Origin of the sequence: Paraherbaspirillum soli (assembly GCF_042654985.1) — a bacterium.
GTDB classification, from domain to species: Bacteria; Pseudomonadota; Gammaproteobacteria; order Burkholderiales; family Burkholderiaceae_D; genus Paraherbaspirillum; species Paraherbaspirillum soli.
The window spans coordinates 1-20,767 of sequence record NZ_JBHSMT010000008.1; the positions used below are offsets into that span (position 1 = coordinate 1).

Consider the following 20,767-nt stretch of genomic DNA (forward strand, 5'->3'; position numbering starts at 1 on the left):
GCCAGGATCAAACTCTTCAGTTTAATCTCTGTTTTGTGGCATTGCTGCCTGCCCTCGCGGGCATCGCTCACTCAAAATACTGACAGGCCGCTTCTCAAATCGCTTTGCGAAGCGCCTATTTTCTTCTTTGTGAACATTTAATGTTTTAAGTCATACGCCACTCATTTACACGAGCAGCGCTGCACTTCCATCAAACGCCCACACTTATCGACTGTTAATTGTTAAAGAACCTGGCCTGCTGTCGCGTCAACTTGCGTCGTTCGCGTCACCAACAAAGCGTTTTGTTTGTCAGCAGCAGAGAGATGAGATTATGTGGCGTTTCCAGTTTTTCGTCAACTACTTTTTGTTACTCTTCCGAAAAACTTCTTTACTCAACCACCACTTCTTCACCTGCTTCCCATCGTGAAGTTCGCGCTCAAAAACAGCCTTCGCTGCCTCTTTATTTCGCGTCGTTCTCAACGGGAGGCGAACTATAGCAAACCCTTTCAAACCATGGCAAGGGATTTTTCAAAGATTCTTAAAGATTTTTAAATACCGGCAATCGCTTCTCCATAAATGCCTGCATTCCTTCTTTTTGATCCTCTGTAGCGAAGGTGCTGTAGAACATTCTGCGCTCATATTGAATGCCTTCCGCCAAGGTCGATTCATATGCCCGATTAACCGATTCCTTGATCATCATTACTGAGGGGAGCGACATGCTGGCAATAACCGTCGCAGCCTCCATCGCCTCCGCCAGCAATCTGTCCATCGGCACCACACGCGAAACCAACCCCGCGCGCTCGGCTTCGCCCGCATCCATCATGCGCGCGGTCAGGCACATGTCCATCGCCTTGGATTTAGACACCGCTCGCGGCAGGCGTTGCGTACCGCCTGCACCTGGAATGATGCCCAGTTTGATTTCTGGCTGACCAAATTTGGCATTGTCGGCTGCGATGATGAAATCACACATCATCGCCAATTCGCATCCGCCGCCCAACGCGAACCCAGCCACAGCTGCAATCACCGGTTTGCGGACATTACGGATCTGCTCCCAGTTACGGGTGATGTATTCGCCCTTGAATACATCCATATAAGTAAATTTGGCCATGCCGCCGATATCGGCACCGGCAGCGAATGCTTTCTCACTGCCAGTCAAAACGATGCAACCAATATCCGCATCGGCGTCGAACTTCACTAACGCATCGCCGAGCTCGTCCATTAATTGGTCATTCAAGGCATTTAACGCCTTAGGGCGATTCAAGCGAATCAGCCCGACTTTCCCTTGCGTTTCAACCAGAATATTTTCGTATGTCATTGCATCCCTCATTAAGTTAAGGTCAATAAGCGTTAATTGTAGCGCTGCCGGATAAAGGATACGATAAGCAGATCACGCAACTGAGAAGCCTCACTAGGAATTTATCGGCTTTTGAACGGTCTATCGCCATATAAGAAACTCGCTTCCACTACAAGATCACCAGGGCATTAGCTGACGCACCTTTCATCCACTATAAAGGGGTAAGTCATGTTCAAGACCATTCTGGTACCAACCGATGGCTCGCGTTTATCGGACAAGGCAATCGACAAGGCGATTGAATTCGCCAAATACAATAGCAGCAAAATAGTCGCGCTATCAGTGGCGGAACCCTATCCATTCTCGCCGATGGCAGAGAGCACTATGGCGACCGACCCGGGAACCTACGAAGAAAACATGCTGGCGCTGGCACAGCAAAATGTACAAAAAGTCGCCGATGCCGCCAAAACAGCCGGCGTCCAATGTGAAACCCTCACCGCACAAGCCTTTAATCCCGATGAAGAAATCATCAATGCCGCCGAAAAATATCATTGCGACGTGATTTTCATGGCGTCTCATGGACGCAGCGGCCTAAGCAGATTGTTTTTGGGGAGCAAGACCCAGAGAGTGCTGGCGCACTCGACCATTCCGGTGCTGGTGCTGCGCTGAAATGACGCGCAACTATTTCAAAGCTCGGCTGAACGCTTGCTCGACACCGGCAGATGTCGAGCATTAATTACCATCCAGGAAATTTATCGGCTTGAGGCCGACTTTGGCAGCAGCAGCCACATCATGCCGCGCTGCTTCATTTTGCCGGCCTTGTCGCCAGCTTCATTGCCAAATCCCCAGAAAAAGTCGGCTCTTACCGCGCCTTTGATCGCACCGCCGGTATCCTGCGCCATCATCAATTGCTGCAACACACCACTACTATTAGGCTGGGTGGTTGCCAGGAACACTGGCGTTCCCAGCGGCACAAATTGGGGATCGACCGCAATCGAGCGCTGTGGCGTCAACGGCACGCCTTGGGCACCTTTGGGTCCTTTGCTCGGATCGGTCACTTTTTCTTCCTTAAAGAAGACATAACTAGGATTGGCATTCAGTAATTCCAGTTGTCGCGACGGATTTGCGGCAAGCCACGCCTTGATTCCTTGCGCCGAGGCTTGCGCCAGCGTCAACTCCCCCTTATCGACCAGATAACGGCCAATCGATTTATAGGGATAACCGTTTTGATCTGCGTAAGCGACGCGCACCATCCCGCCGGCATCGTTCAGCTGCACTCTTCCCGAGCCCTGCACTTGCAGGAAAAAAGCATCAATTGGGTCATCCACCCACAACAATTCTTTGCCGTTCAAAGCCGCAGATTTGTCCAGCTCGGCGCGGTTTGGATATGGCACCACTTTGTTACCCACCAGCCGTCCACGCAAACGCAGCCCCTTCAGTTCGGGATAAATACTTGCCAAGTCAACTGTCAGCAAATCATCCGGCGCCCGATAAATAGGCGTTTGATACGCGCCGCCGCGCTTGCGTGCGCCGCGTAACAAAGGCTCGTAATAGCCCGTAACGAGACCGCTATCGGAGCCATCCGCATTAATAACTTGATAAGGCGTGAAAAACGCCTGGAAAAATGTACGGATGGCCTTCTCGTTATTAGCATCGAGGTCTCGCGCGATGACACAAGGCTCTTTCCAGTCGCTTTTCCGCACCAAGGTCGTACATGAGCTCAAAAAGGCCGGCAATGCTAGCCGCAAATCATCACTGTCCCAACCGGGCAACGCAGCAAAGGTGCTAGCCCGCAGAGTTGCGCCAGGTGCGGTCGACACGGAAGGTTGCGGCGTGGCGGTCGGCAACTGCGCTTCGTGCGGCGGAGCAGTCGTGATCGGGGTGGAGGTACAAGCGGCCAAGCTGAAAGCAATGATCAGGAGAGAAACGGGTAAACTGAAACGTTTAAATAGCATTTAGGATTCTTTATGTGGTTAGTAGCCCTTGAAGCGTGCTTCGCCTTCTTTGTGTTCGCCTTCATTGTCTGGTGGACGATGTTTTCCGGCCGCAAACCAGATCAAAAGCCACCAAGCAAATCGTTACCGCCTAAAGACGACAATAAAGAGCAATAAGCTCAATGCAGGGTGCGCGGCAGCGACAAAATGAACTCCGGAATACGCGCCTCGAATTGTTCGCCATCCTCGGCGACGCAGAAATATTCGCCAAACATCGAACCCTGCGGCGTTGCCAGCGAAGTGCCGCTGGTATATTCAAACTGCTCGCCCGGCTGCAGCAGCGGCTGGTGGCCGACGACACCCAGTCCGCGCACTTCTTCGACGTGATTGTTGGCATCGGTGATTACCCAATGGCGCGAGATTAATTGCGCCGCAACTTGCCCGGTATTTTGGATTGTAATCGCGTAGGCAAATACATAATGAGAACTGTCAGGTTCGGATTGCTCTTCAAGGTATTGCGTTCTGACGGAAACAGTAAATTCGTAGGCGGCCATGCAGACTCCCTTTATGCGAGAAGTTGATTACTTCGTCGTTATGTCATTGTATGTAACGGATCATTGCACACGAAATTGATGTGGGGCGCAAGCGGAAGGGTAAGCCTGACGAAAACCTAAAGAGTAAAATAGCGCATCTTTTTTAGCGCATTCCCCCTTTAAGTGACCACCATGCCAACCTACCGCATCGCTCCCAGCATCCTTTCCGCCGACTTCGCCCGCCTTGGCGAAGAGGTACGCAACGTCGTCAGCGCCGGTGCCGACATTATCCATTTCGATGTAATGGACAATCATTATGTTCCCAACCTGACCATCGGGCCGTTGGTATGCGAGGCGATTCGGCCACACGTGCAAGTGCCAATCGACGTCCACCTGATGGTGAAACCGGTGGATCGTATCATTCCTGACTTTGCCAAAGCCGGCGCCAATATCATCAGCTTCCATCCGGAAGCATCCGATCATCTCGACCGCACGCTACAACTGATTCGCGACAACGGCTGCCAGGCCGGCCTGGTATTTAACCCTGCGACACCGCTTCACTTCCTCGATCACGTGATGGATAAACTGGACTTGATCCTGATCATGTCGGTCAATCCGGGTTTTGGCGGCCAATCGTTTATCCCGGGGGCGCTGAAAAAGATTGCCGAAGTACGGCAACGAATCGACGCCTCGGGTCGCGACATCCTGCTGGAAGTCGATGGCGGCATCAAAATCGAAAATATCGCGGCGGCGGCGCAAGCCGGCGCGGATACCTTTGTCGCCGGCTCCGCAATTTTCGGCAAGCCCGACTACAAAGCCGTCATCGACAGCATGCGCGCCGAGTTGGCAAAGGTATGACTGTAGCAGCCGCTAGCACCAAGACCGTCGCTCTGAGCGGCATCGCCGCCGCCATCATCGATCTGGACGGCACCATGCTCGACACCGCGCCGGATTTCCATGTCGCGGTCAATCGCACCCGTGCCGACCTGGATTTGGCTCCGCTCGACCAGCAGACGATAGTCGATTTTGTCGGCAAAGGCAGCGAAAACCTGATACGGCGAGTGCTCAGCCTGGATTACACCCCGCCCGAAGTCGAACACCACTTTGCGGCGGCGCTGGATTCCTATCAGCGCCATTATCAGGCGATCAATGGCACTCATGCGACGCTCTATCCAGAGGTAATCGACGGCTTGCAAGCCATGCGGGACAAAGGCTTGCGCCTGGCCTGCGTGACCAACAAACCGATTGTCTTCGCCCTGGCATTGTTGGAAAAAGCCGGGCTGCGCCAATATTTCGAACTGGTTTATGGCGGCGACTCGTTTCCCAAAAAGAAACCTGATCCAATGCCGCTATTGGCGGTTTGCAGCGAATTCGATTTGGAACCAGCCCAAATCGTCGCCATCGGCGACTCTTCGAACGATGCGCAAGCGGCACGCGCAGCGGGCTGCCGGGTGTTCAATGTGCCGTATGGCTACAATCACGGCGAGCCTATACAAGACGTTGAATCGGATGGTATAGTCGCAACGCTGCTGGTTGCAGCCCGACATATTTCAAACTGACTTAAGCAACTTTATACCTCTCGACCATTCATGTTTCTCGACAAAAAACGTAATGTCCCACTAGCCGCCCCTGAGGCCTGGCTTTGGCGACGCTGGCTATCCTGGGCTAACTGAACCCATTGATCGCCGTTGCCCGCTACTGATTAGTTGGGGACAGAGTAATTCGCCACATACGGTGGCTCTTGAACTCTCTCCCACAAGTAGTGAAAAATGCAGGCAACGTTTTTTTGTAGTCGACCCGCTGTTTTACATTAACGGCCTGGAGAGAAACATGACCGAACTCGAATTCAAATCGCTGGCCGCACAAGGCTATAACCGCATTCCACTGATCGCTGAAGCACTTGCCGATCTCGAAACTCCGCTGACGCTCTACCTGAAACTGGCGCAAACCCAGCAAGCAGGGAAAAATACTTTCCTGCTCGAATCGGTCGTCGGCGGCGAGCGCTTCGGCCGCTACTCATTCATCGGCTTGCCGGCATCAACGCTATTGCGCAGCTTCGGCACGCGGATCGAAGTCGTCAAGAACGACAAGATCATCGAGACTCGCGAAGGTAATCCGCTCGATTTCATTACAGAATTCCAATCGCGCTACAAGGTGGCGCTGCGCCCCGGTTTACCGCGCTTCTGCGGCGGCCTGGCCGGCTATTTCGGCTATGACACCGTGCGCCATATCGAAAAGCGCCTTGCAAATTCGACGCCGAAGGACGATCTCGGCTTGCCGGACATTCAATTGCTGCTGACGGAAGAACTGGCAGTGATCGACAACCTGTCCGGCAAACTATATTTGATCGTCTATGCCGACCCCACCCAACCGGAAGCTTTTTCGAAAAGTCGCCAGCGCTTGAAAGACCTGCGCGCGATGCTGCGCCGCCCGGCCGATGCGCCGGTGACCTCGGCTTCAGTGCGAACCGAGACGATTCGGGAATTCAAAAAGGACGACTATCTGAAAGCGGTCGCCAAGGCCAAGGAATACGTAATGGCCGGCGATCTGATGCAGGTACAGATTGGCCAGCGGATCAAGAAACCCTACGTCGATTCGCCGCTGATGCTGTACCGCTCGCTGCGCTCGTTGAATCCATCGCCGTACATGTATTTCTACAATTTCGGCGACATGCAGATTGTCGGCGCGTCACCGGAAATATTGGTGCGCAACGAGCAGACCGCGGCCTCCTCGGTGGACGGCGAAGAAAAGCGCAAAGTCACCATTCGCCCGTTGGCCGGAACCCGGCCGCGTGGGGCGACGCCGGAACGCGATGCCCAGCTGGCGACCGAATTGCTCGCCGATCCGAAAGAGATCGCCGAACACGTGATGTTGATCGACCTCGCCCGCAATGACCTCGGCCGTATTGTCGAGACCGGCAGCGTCAAGGTCACCGAACAAATGGTGATCGAAAAGTATTCGCACGTGCAGCACATCGTCTCCAACGTCGAAGGCCAACTCAAATCCGGCCTGTCGAATCTGGATGTGCTCAAGGCCACTTTCCCTGCAGGCACCTTGTCCGGCGCGCCGAAAGTACGGGCGATGGAAATCATTGATGAACTGGAACTGACCAAACGCGGCATTTACGGCGGCGCCTGCGGCTATCTGTCGTTCGGCGGCGAAATGGATGTCGCCATCGCGATTCGCACCGGCGTCATCAAGAACGGCATGCTGTATGTGCAAGCGGCTGCAGGCATCGTCGCAGATTCGGTCCCCGAGATGGAATGGGAAGAAACTGAAAACAAGGCACGCGCAGTATTGCGCGCAGCGGAACAGGTGCAAGACGGTCTGGATGGAGAAATCTAATGCTGCTGATGATCGATAACTATGACTCCTTCACCTACAACCTGGTGCAGTACTTTGGTGAACTTGGTGAAGATGTGCGGACCTACCGCAACGATGAAATCACGCTAGACGAAATCAACGCGCTGAAGCCGGATCGCATCTGCCTGTCGCCCGGACCTTGCAGCCCGAAAGAAGCCGGCGTCTGCGTCGAACTGCTGCAACACTTTGCCGGCAAGCTGCCGATTCTTGGCGTCTGTCTCGGCCATCAGGCAATCGGTGAAGCGTTCGGCGGCAAAGTGATCCGTGCGCAGCAGGTAATGCATGGCAAAACCTCGCCGATTACACACACCGGCGTCGGCGTATTCAAAGATCTGCCCAACCCATTTACCGTGATTCGCTACCACTCGCTGGCGATCGAACGCGCCTCCATCCCCGATTGCCTGGAAATCACCGCATGGACCGATGACGGCGAAATCATGGGCGTGCGACACAAAGACTTCGATATCGAAGGGGTGCAATTTCACCCGGAGTCGATCCTGTCGGAACACGGCCATGCGCTGCTGCGTAATTTTATTCAAAGAACGGCGTGATCAACTTCAGCGTCCGTAAGCCGTAGCTCCAATTCGCTCCGAGGAAATCATGCCAATCACCGAACAAGAAGCCCTGTTGCGCTGCATTGAGCATCGCGAAATCTTCCACGACGAAATGCTGTCGCTGTTCCGCAGGATCATGAAGGGCGAAATGTCGCCGCTGATGATCGCGGCATTGACGATGGGCTTGCGAGTAAAGAAAGAAACCGTAGGCGAAATCGCCGCCGCCGCCCAGGTCATGCGCGAGTTCGCCACCCGAGTCCCGTGCGCCGACACCAGCAAACTGGTGGATATTGTCGGTACCGGCGGCGATGGTGCACAAACCTTCAATATCTCGACCGCATCCATGTTTGTCGCAGCGGCAGCCGGCGCACGTGTCGCCAAACACGGCGGCCGCAGCGTGTCGTCATCGTCCGGCAGCGCCGATGTGCTCGAATCGTTCGGCGCCAATATCAATCTGACGCCGGCACAAGTCGCACAATCGATCGAACAGACCGGCATCGGCTTCATGTTCGCACCGAATCATCACGCAGCGATGAAGCACGCCGCACCGGTTCGCAAAGAACTGGGAGTACGCACCATTTTCAATATTCTCGGACCGCTGACCAATCCGGCCGGCGCCCCGAATATCCTGATGGGCGTGTTTCATGCGGATCTGGTCGGGATCCAGGTGCGGGTGTTGCAACGACTCGGCGCACAACATGCCATCGTGGTGTGGGGACGGGACAACATGGATGAAGTGTCGCTCGGCGCCGGCACCATGGTAGGCGAATTGATCGACGGCGAGATCCGCGAGTACGACATTCATCCCGAAGATTTCGGCCTGCAAATGATCGCCAGCCGCAACCTGAAAGTGGCGAACTCAGTCGAGTCGAAACAAAGAATTCTTGAAGCCTTGAACGATCAGCCTGGTCCGGCGCGCGACATCGTTGCGCTCAACGCCGGTACCGCCTTGTATGCGGCCGGGGTCGCCAGTTCGATTCCGGAAGGTTTGAGCAAAGCGCTAGCCGTGATGGCCTCCGGCGCAGCGCTGGCCAAGCTGGAACAATTTGTCGCAGCCACCCAGGCAATTGGCGCAAGCGCCTGACTAAAAAATAACGAAGGAAATAATCATGTCGGATATTTTGAATAAAATTCTCGATGTCAAAGCCGATGAAGTTTCCGCTGCAAAAAAGCACCGCGACTTGGCCAGCCTGCGACGCGACGTCGAATCCGACGCGGACGCACGCAGCAATCTGCGCGGATATGAAGCCGCTCTACGCGCCAAGATTGCAGCCGGTCAGGCTGGCGTGATCGCTGAAATCAAAAAGGCGTCCCCGTCCAAAGGCGTGATTCGCGCCGACTTTCATCCGGCCGACATCGCGCTTAGCTACTCCACGCATGGCGCCGCCTGTTTGTCAGTACTGACCGACGTTCACTTCTTTCAAGGTGCGCCGGAGTATTTGCAACAAGCACGTGCGGCATGCGCGCTGCCGGTTTTGCGCAAGGACTTCATGATCGATCCGTATCAAATCTATCAGGCTCGCTCGTGGGGCGCGGATGCCGTCCTGCTGATCGTCGCCGCGCTTGATCACGGCTTGATGGCGGAAATGGAAGCGCTGGCGCTTGAACTGGGCATGAGCGTATTGGTCGAGGTGCATAACGCGGAGGAACTCACTGCCGCGTTGAAACTGAAGACCCCTTTGCTCGGCATTAACAACCGTAATCTGCGCACCTTCGAAACCTCGCTGCAAACCACACTGGGTTTATTACCGCGCATTCCACCGGAAAAACTGGTGGTGACCGAATCCGGCATTGTCACCCGAGACGACGTCAAGTGCATGCGCGATGCCGGCGTCCACACTTTCCTGGTGGGCGAAACATTCATGCGCGCGGAACAGCCTGGGGTGGAGTTGGATCGCCTTTTTAATAGCTAATCGCCGTTGGTTACGACAGCATCGGCTGAGCTGATGCTGTTTAATAGGCCGGAATCAGAGAGCCTTTGAATTCCGTGTCGATGCACTTGCTTATCCCCATCAAACTGGTGAATCCTCGCCACCTACCTTATCCAAGGTTTGCCCCTTTCCTCCGCCCGCGTGGCAATCGGATTTGCACAACGTCCCTTGGTCGTGTCGCGTTGCAGCGAAAGCCTGCATTCACCGGAATCGGTGCAAATGCAATCGTATTGCTATGCACGCATATCGAAACTGTATTTTCCGATCCGCAAAAGAAAAAGGCCCTCATTGCTGAGGGCCTTTCATGAAACTTGGTGCTGGCTGCAGGACTTGAACCCGCCACCCCCTGATTACAAGTCAGGTGCTCTACCAGATGAGCTAAGCCAGCATAACTTCGAAGACCGCAATTATACGTTATTTAATTCGAGTTAGGGTAGGTCTTCCACCATTTTTTGGTGGTTCCGGATCTTTTTCTGGATTGCTGTCGGATGATTTGACTTTTGACTCGGCGCTTGACGACGGTACCGAGGTCAAAATCGGCGCAGTTGCGACCGGTGGCTCAACATTTACGTCTTGCTGATCGGCTGCATCGGCATTCGCTTCCGACGACATCGATGCTTCAAATGCCATGCCCTGGCCATTTTCACGCGCATAAATCGCGATGACGTTTGTCACCGGCACCGAAATTTCACGCGACACGCCACCGAAACGCGCATTGAAATGGACCAGCTCATTGTCCATCTTCAAACCGCTGGTCGCTTCAAAACTGATGTTCAACACGATCTCGCCATTTTTGACGAATTGCATTGGCACCCGCGTATGCGCATCCACTTTGGCCGCCATATAGGGAGTGAAGCCGTTATCGGTACACCACTCGTAAATAGCGCGCAGCAAATAAGGTTTGGTAGAAATCTCGGACATTATCGGGAACTGAAGTGGTACAAATGGTTAAGCGGTTCCGGCACGTATCGAACACGGCATCAGCCATGCCAACACCGATACGCACCGGTTTCCTGCATCGAAAATTAACGACGCATGACCTTTTCGGAAGGCGTCAGCGCTTCGATATAGGCAGGACGCGAGAAAATGCGCTCGGCATATTTCATCAACGGCGCAGCGGTTTTCGATAACTCGATACCGTAGTGATCCAGACGCCACAACAATGGCGCAATCGCCACGTCCAGCATCGAGAACTCGTCGCCCAGCATGTATTTGTTCTTCAAGAACAAAGGCGCCAGCGTCGTCAGACGATCACGGATTTCCGAACGTGCCTTTTCGTGGCTCTTTTCTGCCGCTTTGGTTTTCTCGTTCTCCAGTGTGTGCACGTGGATGAACAATTCTTTCTCAAAGTTAAACAGCATCAAGCGTGCACGTGCGCGCATCAGCGGATCGGCCGGCATCAATTGCGGATGCGGGAAACGTTCGTCGATGTATTCGTTGATGATGTTGGATTCATACAGAATCAGGTCGCGTTCGACCAGAATCGGCACTTGGCCATACGGGTTCATCGTCGAGATATCTTCCGGCTTGTTGAACAGGTCGACATCACGAATTTCAAAGTCCATGCCCTTCTCGAACAGAACGAGACGGCAGCGTTGTGAAAATGGGCAGGTAGTGCCCGAATAGAGAACCATCATTTTATAGTTCCTTAGAAACAAAAGGGTGAGACACGATTCGGCTCACCCCAAAACGCATGCCCGCAAAATCGCGGACATGAAATCTTACTTAACGTCTTTCCAGTATGCCGCGTTCAAGCGCCATGCCAGAATGAAGAAGCAGCCGAGGAACAACAGAACCCAGACACCCAGACGCTTACGGGTATTTTGAGCCGGTTCGCCCATCCACTCCAGATAAGAAACCAGATTGGCGACCGCAACGTCGTATTCGACTTTGCTTAGCTTGCCTGGCTTGACCTGCTCGAAGCCGACAAACTTGTGTTCCATTTTGCCTTCCTCGTGCGGATCCTTCTCATCTTCGTACTTTGCAGTACGAATCCCTTGCAGTTCCCACAGAACGTGCGGCATGCCGACGTTAGGGAACACCATATTGTTCCAGCCGGTTGGACGACTGTCGTCTTTATAGAAAGTGCGCAAATAGGTATACAACCAGTCGGCGCCGGTTCCCGCACCAGAACTCTTGGCACGTGCGATCACCGACAAGTCCGGCGGAACCGCGCCGAACCATTCCTTCGCATCCTTCGGCGACAACGCGATGGTCATCAGACCGCCGACCTTATCGCTGGTGAACAACAAATTACTCTTGATCTGATCTTCGGTCAGGCCGATATCGCGCAGACGGTTGTAACGCATCGACGCCGCAGCATGGCAATTCAAGCAGTAATTCACAAACAGCTTGGCGCCGCTTTGCAACGCGGAGAGGTTGGTCACTTGCTCCGGAGCGCGATCCAGCGGGTAACCGCCCTCATTGGCAAAAGCCAGCGCCGGCAGCAGCACAAGAGTCGCCATCAATCTTTTTAGCAATGTCATGTTATGTCCTCGGCTTAGTGCGGCTGATAAGTAACACGGTCCGGCACCGGCTTGAATTTACCCATCGCACTCCACCATGGCATCAGCAGGAAGAAACCGAAATAGATAAATGTGCAAACTTGCGCGATCTTGGTCCCAACTGCCGTCGGCGGTTGCACGCCGAGGTAGCCAAGAACCAAAAAGACGATTCCAAACAGGATGTAAATGTATTTATGCCAGCTTGGACGATAGCGGATCGATTTGACCAGAGAATGATCGAGCCATGGTAGACCAGCCAGAATCATGACTGAGACACCCATCAAAACCACGCCAAAGAATTTGGCATCAAAAATAAGCATGCTGCCAACAATCACCACGCCAGCGCCCACGGCGATCGCCTTGATCAGGCCGCTCAGCTTGGTTTTAAGCACGATCAAGCCGACATACGCAATCACACCGCCAATCAGCCAGATGATGAAATCCGATGTAGTCGCACGCAGAATCGAGTAGTACGGCGTGAAATACCATACCGGCGCGATATGCGGAGGCGTCTTCAGCGAATCGGCAGGAACGAAGTTGTTGTATTCCAGGAAGTAGCCACCCATTTCAGGGCCGAAGAAAATCACGGTGCTGAAAACGATCAGGAACACCGCAACCGCCATCACGTCATGCACCGAGTAATAAGGATGGAAAGGCACTCCGTCCAGCGGCACGCCCTTGGCGTCCAGCTTTTCCTTGATTTCAATACCGTCCGGATTGTTCGAACCCACTTCATGCAACGCGATGATGTGCGCCACCACCAAGCCGATCAAGACCAGCGGAATCGCAATCACGTGGAACGAGAAGAAGCGGTTCAAGGTTGCATCCGACACCACATAGTCGCCGCGAATCCACAGCGACAGATCGGGACCGATGAAAGGAATTGCACCGAACAGGTTGACGATAACCTGCGCGCCCCAATACGACATCTGGCCCCATGGCAGCAGATAGCCCATGAACGCTTCACCCATCAGGCACAAGAAGATGCCGACGCCGAACAGCCAGACCAGTTCGCGCGGCTTGCGATAAGAACCGTAGAGCAGGCCGCGCACCATGTGCAGATAGACCACGATGAAGAATGCCGAGGCGCCGGTCGAGTGCATATAACGCACCAGCCAGCCCCAAGGCACATCGCGCATGATGTATTCGACCGAAGCGAACGCCAGCGTGGCATCCGGTTTGTAATGCATCACCAGGAAAATCCCGGTAACGATCTGGATCACCAGCACCAGCAGCGCCAGCGACCCGAATGCGTACCAGAAATTGAAATTTTTTGGCGCGTAGTACTCGGAGAGATGCGCCTTCCAGGTGGAGGTCAGCGGGAAGCGGGCATCAACCCAGTTCAGCGCCTTGTCGGCAATAGCAGCATCGGCCGGCAACTTTTTTTCTTGGAATGCCATGATTACGCCTCACCTTTCTCATCTTTACCGATCAGGATCTTGGTGTCCGACAGATACATGTAGCGCGGCACATCGAGATTGTTTGGGGCTGGCTTGTTCTTGAAAACACGACCGGCCAGATCGAAAGTCGAGCCATGGCAAGGGCATAAGAAACCGCCTTGCCAGTCATCCGGCAACGAAGGTTGCGGGCCAGGCGTGAACTTGTTTGATGGCGAGCATCCCAGGTGCGGGCAAATCCCGACCAGCACCAGGGTTTCCTCGTGGCCGGCATGGCCGCGATTATTTGACTTGTTCTTGCAATAGTCCGGCAATTCCATGGTGTATGGTTTGAGCGACTCCGGGTCAGCCAATTCAGGGGTTGCATGCTCCAGACTTTTCAGTTGCTCCGGCGTCCGCTTCATGATCCAGACTGGCTTACCGCGCCATTCGAACACTTGCATCTCTCCGGGTTTGATGCCAGAAATATCCACTTCCACCGGTGCTCCCGCAGCTTTCGCGCGCTCGGACGGCTGGAAGGTGGACACAAAGGCCCCCGCCGTGGCCAAACCAGCCACGCCACCCGCCGCGCACGTAGCGACGAGCAAACCACGCCGACCGGAATCGACCTGCTTTTCGATACTGTCACTCATACCAACCTCAATTAGTCAAAATACGATAGTCAAAATACGAAAAACTGCATGGAAAAATTGCAAGGAACTTCTAGCAACCCTAGATTATATCGAAGCTAACGACCGTTTTAAAGAAATTAGATGTTGGCTTGCATAAATTCAGGCATTGTAGATGAATCCCGCAGTAAATCTGGCACAATTCCTAGCCGTATCGTTTTACCTCTTGATTACAGCTTATTTGCCATGAATAAGCCGGCAAGCAGCATTGGCAATATTTACTTTTAATCCAAGACCTGATCAACACTCATCCGGAGAAGAACAACATGAGCATGCTGGGAGAATTCAAGACTTTTGCAGTCAAGGGCAACGTAATGGACCTGGCTGTCGGCGTGATTATCGGCGGCGCTTTCGGCAAAATCGTCGATTCCCTGGTGCAGGACATCATCATGCCGGTGATCGGCAAGATCGTCGGCGGCCTTGATTTTTCGAATTATTATTTCCCGCTGCACGGACAAAGCACCGGGTTGACGTTGGCGGAGGCAAAGAAAGCCGGCGCGGTACTGGCTTACGGCAATTTCCTGACCATTTCCCTTAATTTCCTGATTCTCGCTTTCATCATTTTCCAGATGATCCGGCTGATGAATAAACTCAGAGGCGAAACCCCGCCCGCCGCGGATCCGGAAAACACTGTGCTGCTGCGTGAAATTCGCGATTCGCTGAAAAAATAAAACCCAAGAATACCTTCCTCGCAATGTCCAAAAGCCCGTTCCTGCGACGGGCTTTTTACTTGATGAACGCCTTATCCGCGGTTGCCGATAGTAATAATGCGCATCAAAAACCGGTACACAAAAAAAGCCGTCCCGTACCATGCGCGCAAATGCCACGGCGTATTGATGAAATCGACTGGCGTAATCGCAACGCCATCGGCGATGCCGGCCTCGATCTGCTGGCGTAGCTTGTGCGAAAATTCGGCGTCTCTGACGACGACGTTTGCTTCCTGATTGACCAGCAGGCTCAAGCCATCGTAATTGCTGGAGCCGACAGTGGCCCATTTATCATCGATCACCGCCACTTTTGCGTGCAGCGCGGTCTTGCGATATTCGACGATGTTGACACCAGCCTTCAGCAACTTCGGATAATAGGAATGGGCCACCGCGTCCTGCAAGCGATAGTGACCGACGCCCAGCAGCAAAGTCACTTTAACCCCGCGTTGCGCTGCCGCTTCCAGCGCCCGCCGCAACTTGCGGCCCGGGGCAAAATACGGACTGGTCAGCAATGCGCTGTGCCGCGCATGCCCAAGCGCATGCAAGTAGGCGCGCTGAATCATGCGTCGGTTGCGCAGATTGTCGCGCACCACCAGGCCGGCCACCACCGGACCGCGCCCAGCGCGGCGCAGAGTGGAACGCGCACGCTTGAACTGCTGCCAGCGCGCCAGCAACTTCATCTCGCCCAAGCGCATCCATTGACCTTCCAGCTCGTCATGCACCATCGCCACCAGCGGCCCGCTGATACGCACCGCAAAGTCCCAGCGCGGCGCCGGCAAGCGCAGGCGCTCACCGTCGTCGGAATACATATCGTCATTGATGTTCAGTCCACCGACAAATGCCAGTTGCCGATCTATCACGCACATCTTGCGATGCATGCGCACCACGCCGCGACGGAACCAGGGATTGAACACGCGATGCATGATGGGTGTTTTAAGCAGCACCTGCTCCAGCGACGAAGTGCGCACTCGCCCGGTGCCGAGCCAGTCGGTAATCAGCCGCACCGCGACGCCGCGATGTGCGGCCTTGGTCAGCGCATGCTGCACCTGCAGCGCGGTCTCGTCCTCGGCGAAGATATATGTTTCCAGATAAATTTCGACCTGGGCGGAATCGATCGCCGCAATCAGCGCCGGAAAAAATGCGGCGCCGCCAGACAGCAGCGTGACGTGATTATTGGCGCTAAAACTTACCGAGCGCATGCGGGACAGAATTCAGGAAGGGGTAACAGGCGGGGCAATATCTCGATATTCATGTGACGATCAATCGGAAAGGTCGGCAGTCAACATAACCCTACAACGGCAGGCACCACACTGCATTAACTACTTCAATTAGCTACTTCAATTTCAGGGTGGCCACGATCGGCGCATGATCCGACAATTTCGCCCAGCTCGCCCCATGCAAAACTTCAGCAGATTCTACCGTAAAGCCTCGCAAATAAATTCTATCCAGACGCAGCCACGGGAACGCCGCAGGAAAAGTGCGCGCAGGTTTGATTTTCGGCGTGCGGCCGATCAACTGCTGCAGATACGATCCGACTCCTCGCATGACGCCGCCGGCGGCAATGCGCTCATCGAATATTTCGGCGACGTTCAATCGCGCTCTCAGCGATTCGCTTAAGCGATTTCCCCAATCGTTGAAATCACCGGCGATGATCAGCGGCGCATCCGGCGGCGACGACTTGCGGACCGCCTCGATCAGGGCCGCGGTCTGGCGGCGGCGGCCGGCGCCGAACAAGCCCAGATGCACCACGTAACAATGCACCTCTGCCGCCGGCGTCTGCAATATGCAATGCAGAATGCCGCGCGCTTCATAGGCATGATCGGAGACATCCTGATTACTGTGCGAGACAATCACATACCGGCTCAACAAGGCATTGCCGTGATGGCCATGGTCATACACCGCGTTCATGCCATACGCGGCATGATGCGATGCGCCCGCCAGAAAATCATGCTGCGGCTGTTCCGGCCAATGCGCCGCGTGGCGCGCTGCATGCAGGTCATGCCTGCCCTGCACTTCCTGCAAGAAAAAGACGTCGGCCTCCATCTGCGCCAAAGCCTGCTTCAATGCATGCACGCGCGGGCGACTCCCCAACGAAGAAACACCTTTGTGGATGTTGTAGGTCGCAATGCGTAGTTTCATGATTCTCTATGGTGACCATGCATGCGCAGCGCTAGCGCATGAATAATCACCCTCCTACGAGTCATTAAGATAGCGCGGCAATTGCAATATGGCCTCGGCATTCGACGGCGAGAAGCATAAATCCGCCGCCGCGCGATACGGCAACCATTGATATTGCAGATGCTCGCGTGGCGCCAATACGATCCGGGTATCGGCCGGCACCAGCAAGCCGAACACGTGCTCGGTATTTTTAGTCACGCCTGGCGCATAACGATGACGCCAGACCGGATAGATCTCGTACACATTGGAAAGCCGCCAATCGCGCAGATGCGACAGCGGCACCGCGCCGCTTTCATCCGCCACCATAATTCCGGTCTCTTCCCGCACTTCGCGTACCGCAGTCGCGCTCAACGGCTCTTCCGGCGCATCTTTTGAACCGGTAACGGACTGCCAATAATCGGGCTTGTCGGCACGCTCCATCAGCAACACCTGAAGGTCTTTTGTATAGATAACCACCAGCACGGATTCGGGAATTTTATACATGTAAAAGTGATCGGATATCAGCTGTTTTTAAGTAGAAATACCTGCCATTGAGGTCCGACAAAATCGGTCGAAAACACGTTCTTTTCAGAGAACACAACTATAAACCGGATTTGCGCAGGCATAAAAAAAGCGCGGTTTCCCGCGCTTTTTTGATTGCATGCGTTCTGCTGAAAATTACATGCAGAAAATAGGACACCGCTAAAAACCTACTGCGCGGCGCAATCTCGGAGCTGCGATGCTCACCGTACCTCCGTACGGCTGCGCTTCTCGCTCCGACCTTGCGGCGCTCGCTACGGTTTGTAGCGGTGCCCAATAATCGTTTACTTAAACAACCTTCGCTTCCGGCATGCGCAGACGAATATGCAATTCTTTCAATTGCTTTTCATCGACCACGGATGGCGCCTGCGTCAACAGACATTGCGCCCGCTGTGTTTTCGGGAACGCGATCACGTCCCGGATCGATTCGGCACCGGTCATCATGGTCACGATTCGATCCAGACCGAAGGCCAGGCCGCCGTGCGGTGGCGCACCGTATTGCAATGCGTCGAGCAGGAAGCCGAACTTGAGTTGCGCTTCTTCGGCATCAATCTTCAGCGCGCGGAACACTTTGCTCTGCACTTCGGCACGGTGGATACGGACCGAGCCGCCACCGAGTTCCCAACCGTTCAACACCATGTCGTAGGCTTTGGCGATGCACTTGCCCGGATCGCTTTCCAGGTAGTCTTCGTGGCCGTCTTTCGGCGCGGTGAACGGGTGATGGCAAGCGTTCCAGCGTTGGGCGTCGTCGTCGTATTCGAACATCGGGAAGTCGACCACCCACAACGGCTTCCAGACGTCGTCGAACAAGCCGGCCTTCTTGCCGAATTCGCTGTGACCGATTTTCACGCGCAGTGCGCCGATCGCATCGTTGACCACCTTGGCTTTGTCGGCACCGAAGAAAATCAGGTCGCCGTCTTGCGCGCCGGTTTGCTCGATGATTTGCGCCAGCGCGGCATCGTGCAGGTTTTTCACGATCGGCGATTGCAAGCCGTCGCGGCCCTTGGCTTTTTCATTGACCTTGATGTAAGCCAGACCCTTGGCGCCGTAAATCGCGACGAATTGGGTGTAGGCATCGATCTCGGAGCGAGGCATCGCGCCGCCGGCCGGTACGCGCAGGCCGACCACGCGGCCGCCTTCCATGTTGGCGGCGCCGCTGAACACTTTGAAATCGACATCCTTCATTACTGCGGTCAGGTCGGTGAATTCGAGCTTGACGCGCATGTCCGGCTTGTCGGAGCCGTACATGCCCATCGCGGTGGCGTAATCCATCACCGGGAATGGGTTCGGCAGGTCGATGTCGAGCGTGTTTTTGAACACCAGACGGATCATGCCTTCAAACATGTCGCGGATTTCCTGCTCGCTCATGAACGAAGTTTCGCAGTCGATCTGGGTAAATTCAGGCTGCCGGTCGGCGCGCAGATCTTCGTCGCGGAAGCATTTGGTGATTTGGTAATAACGGTCGAAGTTGGCGACCATCAGCAGCTGCTTGAACAATTGCGGCGATTGCGGCAGCGCGAAGAAATGACCGGCATTGACCCGTGACGGCACCAGGTAGTCGCGCGCGCCTTCCGGGGTCGACTTGGTCAGCATCGGCGTTTCGATGTCGATGAAGCCGTTGGCATCGAGGAACTTGCGCACTTCCATCGTTACCTTGTAACGCAGGCGCAAATTGTTTTGCATCTGCGGACGACGCAGGTCGAGCACGCGATGCGTCAGGCGGGTGGTTTCCGACAGGTTGTCGTCGTCCAGCTGGAACGGCGGCGTCACCGATGGGTTCAACACTTCCAGTTCATGCGCCAGCACTTCGATCTTGCCGGATTTCAGGTTGGCGTTGCCGGTGCCTTCCGGGCGGCTGCGCACGATACCTGTGATGCGCAGGCAGAATTCATTGCGAACCGCTTCGGCGTTCTTGAATACGTCGGCGCGGTCAGGATCGCAGACTACCTGCACCAGGCCTTCGCGGTCGCGCAAGTCGATGAAAATAACGCCGCCGTGATCGCGACGACGATGCACCCAGCCGCACAAGCTGACGGTTTGGCCGAGAAGTGCCTCAGTGGTGAGGCCGCAGTATTGGGTTCGCATGGACATATTCAGTTTTTCGCAGTTCTTCAGATGTTGATGATGTTGGATATCAGTTCTTGTAATTCGGATTAACGTTTTCCCATTAGCTGCCAGTCCGGGCCGGATCGACGATCAATTTCTTTTCGCGCAGCTGTTCTGGTGCAACTACCCCCATCGACACGATGTATTTCAGTGCTTCGTCGACATTCATATCAAGTTCGATCGTATCCGCGCGCGGCACCATCAGGAAAAATCCCGAGGTCGGATTAGGCGTGGTCGGCACATACACGCTGACATAATCGCCGGTCAGGTGGTTGGCCACATCGCCGCCCGGCACGCCGGTCAGGAACGCGATGGTCCACGATCCCTGCCGCGGATATTGCACCAGCAGCGCTTTGCGGAAGGCATTGCCGGACGATGAAAACAAGGTGTCCGATACCTGCTTGACGCTTGAATAGATCGAGCTGACGACAGGAATCCGGATCAGCATGGCTTCCCATAACGAAACGATTTGGCGTCCGATGAAATTACGCGTCGCCAGCCCCGTCAGGAAAATCACCAGCAAGGTCAGAATCGTGCCGAGTCCGGGAATGTCATGCCCCAGCAATGCCTTTGGCCGCCACTGCTCCGGCAATAGCAACAAGGACTGATCCATCGTGCCGATGATCAGATTTAGCACCCACAGCGTAATCGCCAGGGGAACCAGGACCAGCAGACCGGTGATGAAATATTTACGCATGGCTTTCTTTGTCGGTGCCACGCAATGTACAGCGCGTACCTGCTTCAGCTTGATTGAATTACGTTAAGTCGTTGCCGCGGGAGTGCTTGCGCTCGCAGCAGCTGGCGCGGCAGCGGCCGGCGTTGCAGGGGCGGTCGCCGCAGCGGCTGGTGCGGATGCCGATTCGACCGGAGAAACCGGAGGCACCGTTGCCCCCGCGCCGCCGCGAAAATCGGTCACATACCAGCCGGTTCCCTTCAGCTGGAAACCCGCCGCAGTCACTTGTTTCCTGAACGCGTCTTTCTCGCACGACGGACAATCCGTCAGCGGCGCATCGGACATCTTTTGCAGTACATCTTTGGCAAAACCACAGGCTTCGCAACGATATGCATAAATCGGCATGGTGAAACTCCGCAAAAATCGTATA

At 54.8% G+C, this 20,767-nt stretch carries 22 protein-coding genes and 1 tRNA gene; 8 read left to right on the plus strand and 15 right to left on the minus strand.

What is annotated here, in order from left to right:
- Window positions 1-517: 517 nt before the first annotated feature.
- Window positions 518-1,294 (minus strand): enoyl-CoA hydratase, encoded by a 777-nt coding sequence (locus ACFPM8_RS02550; RefSeq protein ID WP_378994674.1) that lies wholly within the window; start codon window positions 1,292-1,294, stop codon window positions 518-520.
- Window positions 1,295-1,501: 207 nt separating this feature from the next.
- On the opposite strand from ACFPM8_RS02550, the gene ACFPM8_RS02555 reads away from it, so the two are divergent.
- Window positions 1,502-1,939 (plus strand): universal stress protein, encoded by a 438-nt coding sequence (locus ACFPM8_RS02555; RefSeq protein ID WP_378994677.1) that lies wholly within the window; start codon window positions 1,502-1,504, stop codon window positions 1,937-1,939.
- Between the two features lie 83 nt (window positions 1,940-2,022).
- Here ACFPM8_RS02555 and mltA read toward each other — a convergent pair whose 3' ends face one another.
- A complete protein-coding gene (gene mltA, locus ACFPM8_RS02560) occupies window positions 2,023-3,225 on the minus strand; it encodes a murein transglycosylase A (protein ID WP_378994679.1) in 1,203 nt (400 codons plus the stop codon).
- Between the two features lie 158 nt (window positions 3,226-3,383).
- On the minus strand, window positions 3,384-3,758 hold the full coding sequence (gene apaG, locus ACFPM8_RS02565) for a Co2+/Mg2+ efflux protein ApaG (RefSeq protein ID WP_378994681.1): 375 nt from the start codon (window positions 3,756-3,758) through the stop codon (window positions 3,384-3,386).
- Window positions 3,759-3,929: 171 nt separating this feature from the next.
- Between apaG and rpe the strand changes: the two genes are divergently transcribed.
- The 6 genes from rpe (at window position 3,930) to trpC (ending at window position 9,567) form a co-directional block, all read left to right on the plus strand.
- Entirely contained in the window at window positions 3,930-4,595 is a 666-nt protein-coding gene (gene rpe / locus ACFPM8_RS02570; protein WP_378994683.1) for a ribulose-phosphate 3-epimerase, read from the plus strand.
- On the plus strand, window positions 4,592-5,296 hold the full coding sequence (locus ACFPM8_RS02575) for a phosphoglycolate phosphatase (RefSeq protein ID WP_378994685.1): 705 nt from the start codon (window positions 4,592-4,594) through the stop codon (window positions 5,294-5,296). Before rpe ends, ACFPM8_RS02575 begins: the two co-directional genes overlap by 4 nt.
- 271 nt (window positions 5,297-5,567) lie before the next feature.
- Window positions 5,568-7,082, plus strand: coding sequence for an anthranilate synthase component I (gene trpE, locus ACFPM8_RS02580; RefSeq protein WP_378994687.1), 1,515 nt, complete (start codon window positions 5,568-5,570; stop codon window positions 7,080-7,082).
- The gene (locus ACFPM8_RS02585) at window positions 7,082-7,651 is read left to right on the plus strand and encodes an aminodeoxychorismate/anthranilate synthase component II (RefSeq protein ID WP_378994689.1); all 570 of its coding nucleotides are present in this window, start codon (window positions 7,082-7,084) and stop codon (window positions 7,649-7,651) included. Before trpE ends, ACFPM8_RS02585 begins: the two co-directional genes overlap by 1 nt.
- A gap of 49 nt (window positions 7,652-7,700) precedes the next feature.
- Window positions 7,701-8,738 (plus strand): anthranilate phosphoribosyltransferase, encoded by a 1,038-nt coding sequence (gene trpD / locus ACFPM8_RS02590; protein ID WP_378994691.1) that lies wholly within the window; start codon window positions 7,701-7,703, stop codon window positions 8,736-8,738.
- Between the two features lie 25 nt (window positions 8,739-8,763).
- Window positions 8,764-9,567: an indole-3-glycerol phosphate synthase TrpC gene (trpC, locus tag ACFPM8_RS02595; RefSeq protein WP_378994693.1), complete on the plus strand. Its 804-nt coding sequence runs from the start codon at window positions 8,764-8,766 to the stop codon at window positions 9,565-9,567.
- A gap of 330 nt (window positions 9,568-9,897) precedes the next feature.
- Here trpC and ACFPM8_RS02600 read toward each other — a convergent pair.
- From ACFPM8_RS02600 to petA, 6 genes are all read right to left on the minus strand, one after another.
- Window positions 9,898-9,973 (minus strand) — tRNA-Thr (locus tag ACFPM8_RS02600).
- Between the two features lie 26 nt (window positions 9,974-9,999).
- Window positions 10,000-10,506 carry a ClpXP protease specificity-enhancing factor gene (locus ACFPM8_RS02605; protein WP_378994696.1) on the minus strand — a complete coding sequence of 169 codons (507 nt, stop codon included), beginning with the start codon at window positions 10,504-10,506 and terminating at the stop codon, window positions 10,000-10,002.
- A 104-nt stretch (window positions 10,507-10,610) separates the two neighbouring features.
- Window positions 10,611-11,222 (minus strand): glutathione S-transferase N-terminal domain-containing protein, encoded by a 612-nt coding sequence (locus ACFPM8_RS02610; protein ID WP_014004653.1) that lies wholly within the window; start codon window positions 11,220-11,222, stop codon window positions 10,611-10,613.
- 84 nt (window positions 11,223-11,306) lie between these two features.
- Window positions 11,307-12,071 carry a cytochrome c1 gene (locus tag ACFPM8_RS02615; protein ID WP_378994699.1) on the minus strand — a complete coding sequence of 255 codons (765 nt, stop codon included), beginning with the start codon at window positions 12,069-12,071 and terminating at the stop codon, window positions 11,307-11,309.
- Window positions 12,072-12,085: 14 nt separating this feature from the next.
- Complete coding sequence (locus ACFPM8_RS02620; protein WP_378995709.1) at window positions 12,086-13,492, minus strand: cytochrome b; 1,407 nt, start codon at window positions 13,490-13,492, stop codon at window positions 12,086-12,088.
- Window positions 13,492-14,118 (minus strand): ubiquinol-cytochrome c reductase iron-sulfur subunit, encoded by a 627-nt coding sequence (gene petA, locus ACFPM8_RS02625; RefSeq protein ID WP_378994701.1) that lies wholly within the window; start codon window positions 14,116-14,118, stop codon window positions 13,492-13,494. Before petA ends, ACFPM8_RS02620 begins: the two co-directional genes overlap by 1 nt.
- A 302-nt stretch (window positions 14,119-14,420) precedes the next feature.
- Between petA and mscL the strand changes: the two genes are divergently transcribed.
- Window positions 14,421-14,825 (plus strand): large conductance mechanosensitive channel protein MscL, encoded by a 405-nt coding sequence (gene mscL, locus ACFPM8_RS02630; RefSeq protein ID WP_378994703.1) that lies wholly within the window; start codon window positions 14,421-14,423, stop codon window positions 14,823-14,825.
- Window positions 14,826-14,896: 71 nt separating this feature from the next.
- Here the strand turns inward: mscL and ACFPM8_RS02635 are convergent, their stop codons facing one another.
- The 6 genes from ACFPM8_RS02635 to ACFPM8_RS02660 form a co-directional block, all read right to left on the minus strand.
- Window positions 14,897-16,060: a phospholipase D-like domain-containing protein gene (locus tag ACFPM8_RS02635; RefSeq protein ID WP_378994705.1), complete on the minus strand. Its 1,164-nt coding sequence runs from the start codon at window positions 16,058-16,060 to the stop codon at window positions 14,897-14,899.
- Window positions 16,061-16,193: 133 nt separating this feature from the next.
- Complete coding sequence (locus ACFPM8_RS02640) at window positions 16,194-17,000, minus strand: endonuclease/exonuclease/phosphatase family protein (protein ID WP_378994707.1); 807 nt, start codon at window positions 16,998-17,000, stop codon at window positions 16,194-16,196.
- 54 nt (window positions 17,001-17,054) lie between these two features.
- Entirely contained in the window at window positions 17,055-17,522 is a 468-nt protein-coding gene (nudB, locus tag ACFPM8_RS02645; protein WP_378994709.1) for a dihydroneopterin triphosphate diphosphatase, read from the minus strand.
- Window positions 17,523-17,846: 324 nt separating this feature from the next.
- Window positions 17,847-19,649, minus strand: a complete 1,803-nt coding sequence (gene aspS / locus ACFPM8_RS02650) for an aspartate--tRNA ligase (RefSeq protein WP_378994710.1) — start codon at window positions 19,647-19,649, stop codon at window positions 17,847-17,849.
- A 76-nt stretch (window positions 19,650-19,725) separates the two neighbouring features.
- Window positions 19,726-20,361: a DUF502 domain-containing protein gene (locus tag ACFPM8_RS02655; RefSeq protein ID WP_378994712.1), complete on the minus strand. Its 636-nt coding sequence runs from the start codon at window positions 20,359-20,361 to the stop codon at window positions 19,726-19,728.
- Between the two features lie 63 nt (window positions 20,362-20,424).
- A complete protein-coding gene (locus ACFPM8_RS02660) occupies window positions 20,425-20,742 on the minus strand; it encodes an FmdB family zinc ribbon protein (RefSeq protein WP_378994714.1) in 318 nt (105 codons plus the stop codon).
- Window positions 20,743-20,767 lie beyond the last annotated feature (25 nt).

Bases quoted from the DNA above. Each gene is read 5' to 3' on its own strand.
- ACFPM8_RS02550 (WP_378994674.1), bottom strand. From the start codon at position 1,294: ATGACATACGAAAATATTCTGGTTGAAACGCAAGGGAAAGTCGGGCTG.
- ACFPM8_RS02555 (WP_378994677.1), top strand. From the start codon at position 1,502: ATGTTCAAGACCATTCTGGTACCAACCGATGGCTCGCGTTTATCGGAC.
- mltA (WP_378994679.1), bottom strand. From the start codon at position 3,225: ATGCTATTTAAACGTTTCAGTTTACCCGTTTCTCTCCTGATCATTGCT.
- apaG (WP_378994681.1), bottom strand. From the start codon at position 3,758: ATGGCCGCCTACGAATTTACTGTTTCCGTCAGAACGCAATACCTTGAA.
- rpe (WP_378994683.1), top strand. From the start codon at position 3,930: ATGCCAACCTACCGCATCGCTCCCAGCATCCTTTCCGCCGACTTCGCC.
- ACFPM8_RS02575 (WP_378994685.1), top strand. From the start codon at position 4,592: ATGACTGTAGCAGCCGCTAGCACCAAGACCGTCGCTCTGAGCGGCATC.
- trpE (WP_378994687.1), top strand. From the start codon at position 5,568: ATGACCGAACTCGAATTCAAATCGCTGGCCGCACAAGGCTATAACCGC.
- ACFPM8_RS02585 (WP_378994689.1), top strand. From the start codon at position 7,082: ATGCTGCTGATGATCGATAACTATGACTCCTTCACCTACAACCTGGTG.
- trpD (WP_378994691.1), top strand. From the start codon at position 7,701: ATGCCAATCACCGAACAAGAAGCCCTGTTGCGCTGCATTGAGCATCGC.
- trpC (WP_378994693.1), top strand. From the start codon at position 8,764: ATGTCGGATATTTTGAATAAAATTCTCGATGTCAAAGCCGATGAAGTT.
- ACFPM8_RS02605 (WP_378994696.1), bottom strand. From the start codon at position 10,506: ATGTCCGAGATTTCTACCAAACCTTATTTGCTGCGCGCTATTTACGAG.
- ACFPM8_RS02610 (WP_014004653.1), bottom strand. From the start codon at position 11,222: ATGATGGTTCTCTATTCGGGCACTACCTGCCCATTTTCACAACGCTGC.
- ACFPM8_RS02615 (WP_378994699.1), bottom strand. From the start codon at position 12,071: ATGACATTGCTAAAAAGATTGATGGCGACTCTTGTGCTGCTGCCGGCG.
- petA (WP_378994701.1), bottom strand. From the start codon at position 14,118: ATGAGTGACAGTATCGAAAAGCAGGTCGATTCCGGTCGGCGTGGTTTG.
- mscL (WP_378994703.1), top strand. From the start codon at position 14,421: ATGAGCATGCTGGGAGAATTCAAGACTTTTGCAGTCAAGGGCAACGTA.
- ACFPM8_RS02635 (WP_378994705.1), bottom strand. From the start codon at position 16,060: ATGCGCTCGGTAAGTTTTAGCGCCAATAATCACGTCACGCTGCTGTCT.
- ACFPM8_RS02640 (WP_378994707.1), bottom strand. From the start codon at position 17,000: ATGAAACTACGCATTGCGACCTACAACATCCACAAAGGTGTTTCTTCG.
- nudB (WP_378994709.1), bottom strand. From the start codon at position 17,522: ATGTATAAAATTCCCGAATCCGTGCTGGTGGTTATCTATACAAAAGAC.
- aspS (WP_378994710.1), bottom strand. From the start codon at position 19,649: ATGTCCATGCGAACCCAATACTGCGGCCTCACCACTGAGGCACTTCTC.
- ACFPM8_RS02655 (WP_378994712.1), bottom strand. From the start codon at position 20,361: ATGCGTAAATATTTCATCACCGGTCTGCTGGTCCTGGTTCCCCTGGCG.
- ACFPM8_RS02660 (WP_378994714.1), bottom strand. From the start codon at position 20,742: ATGCCGATTTATGCATATCGTTGCGAAGCCTGTGGTTTTGCCAAAGAT.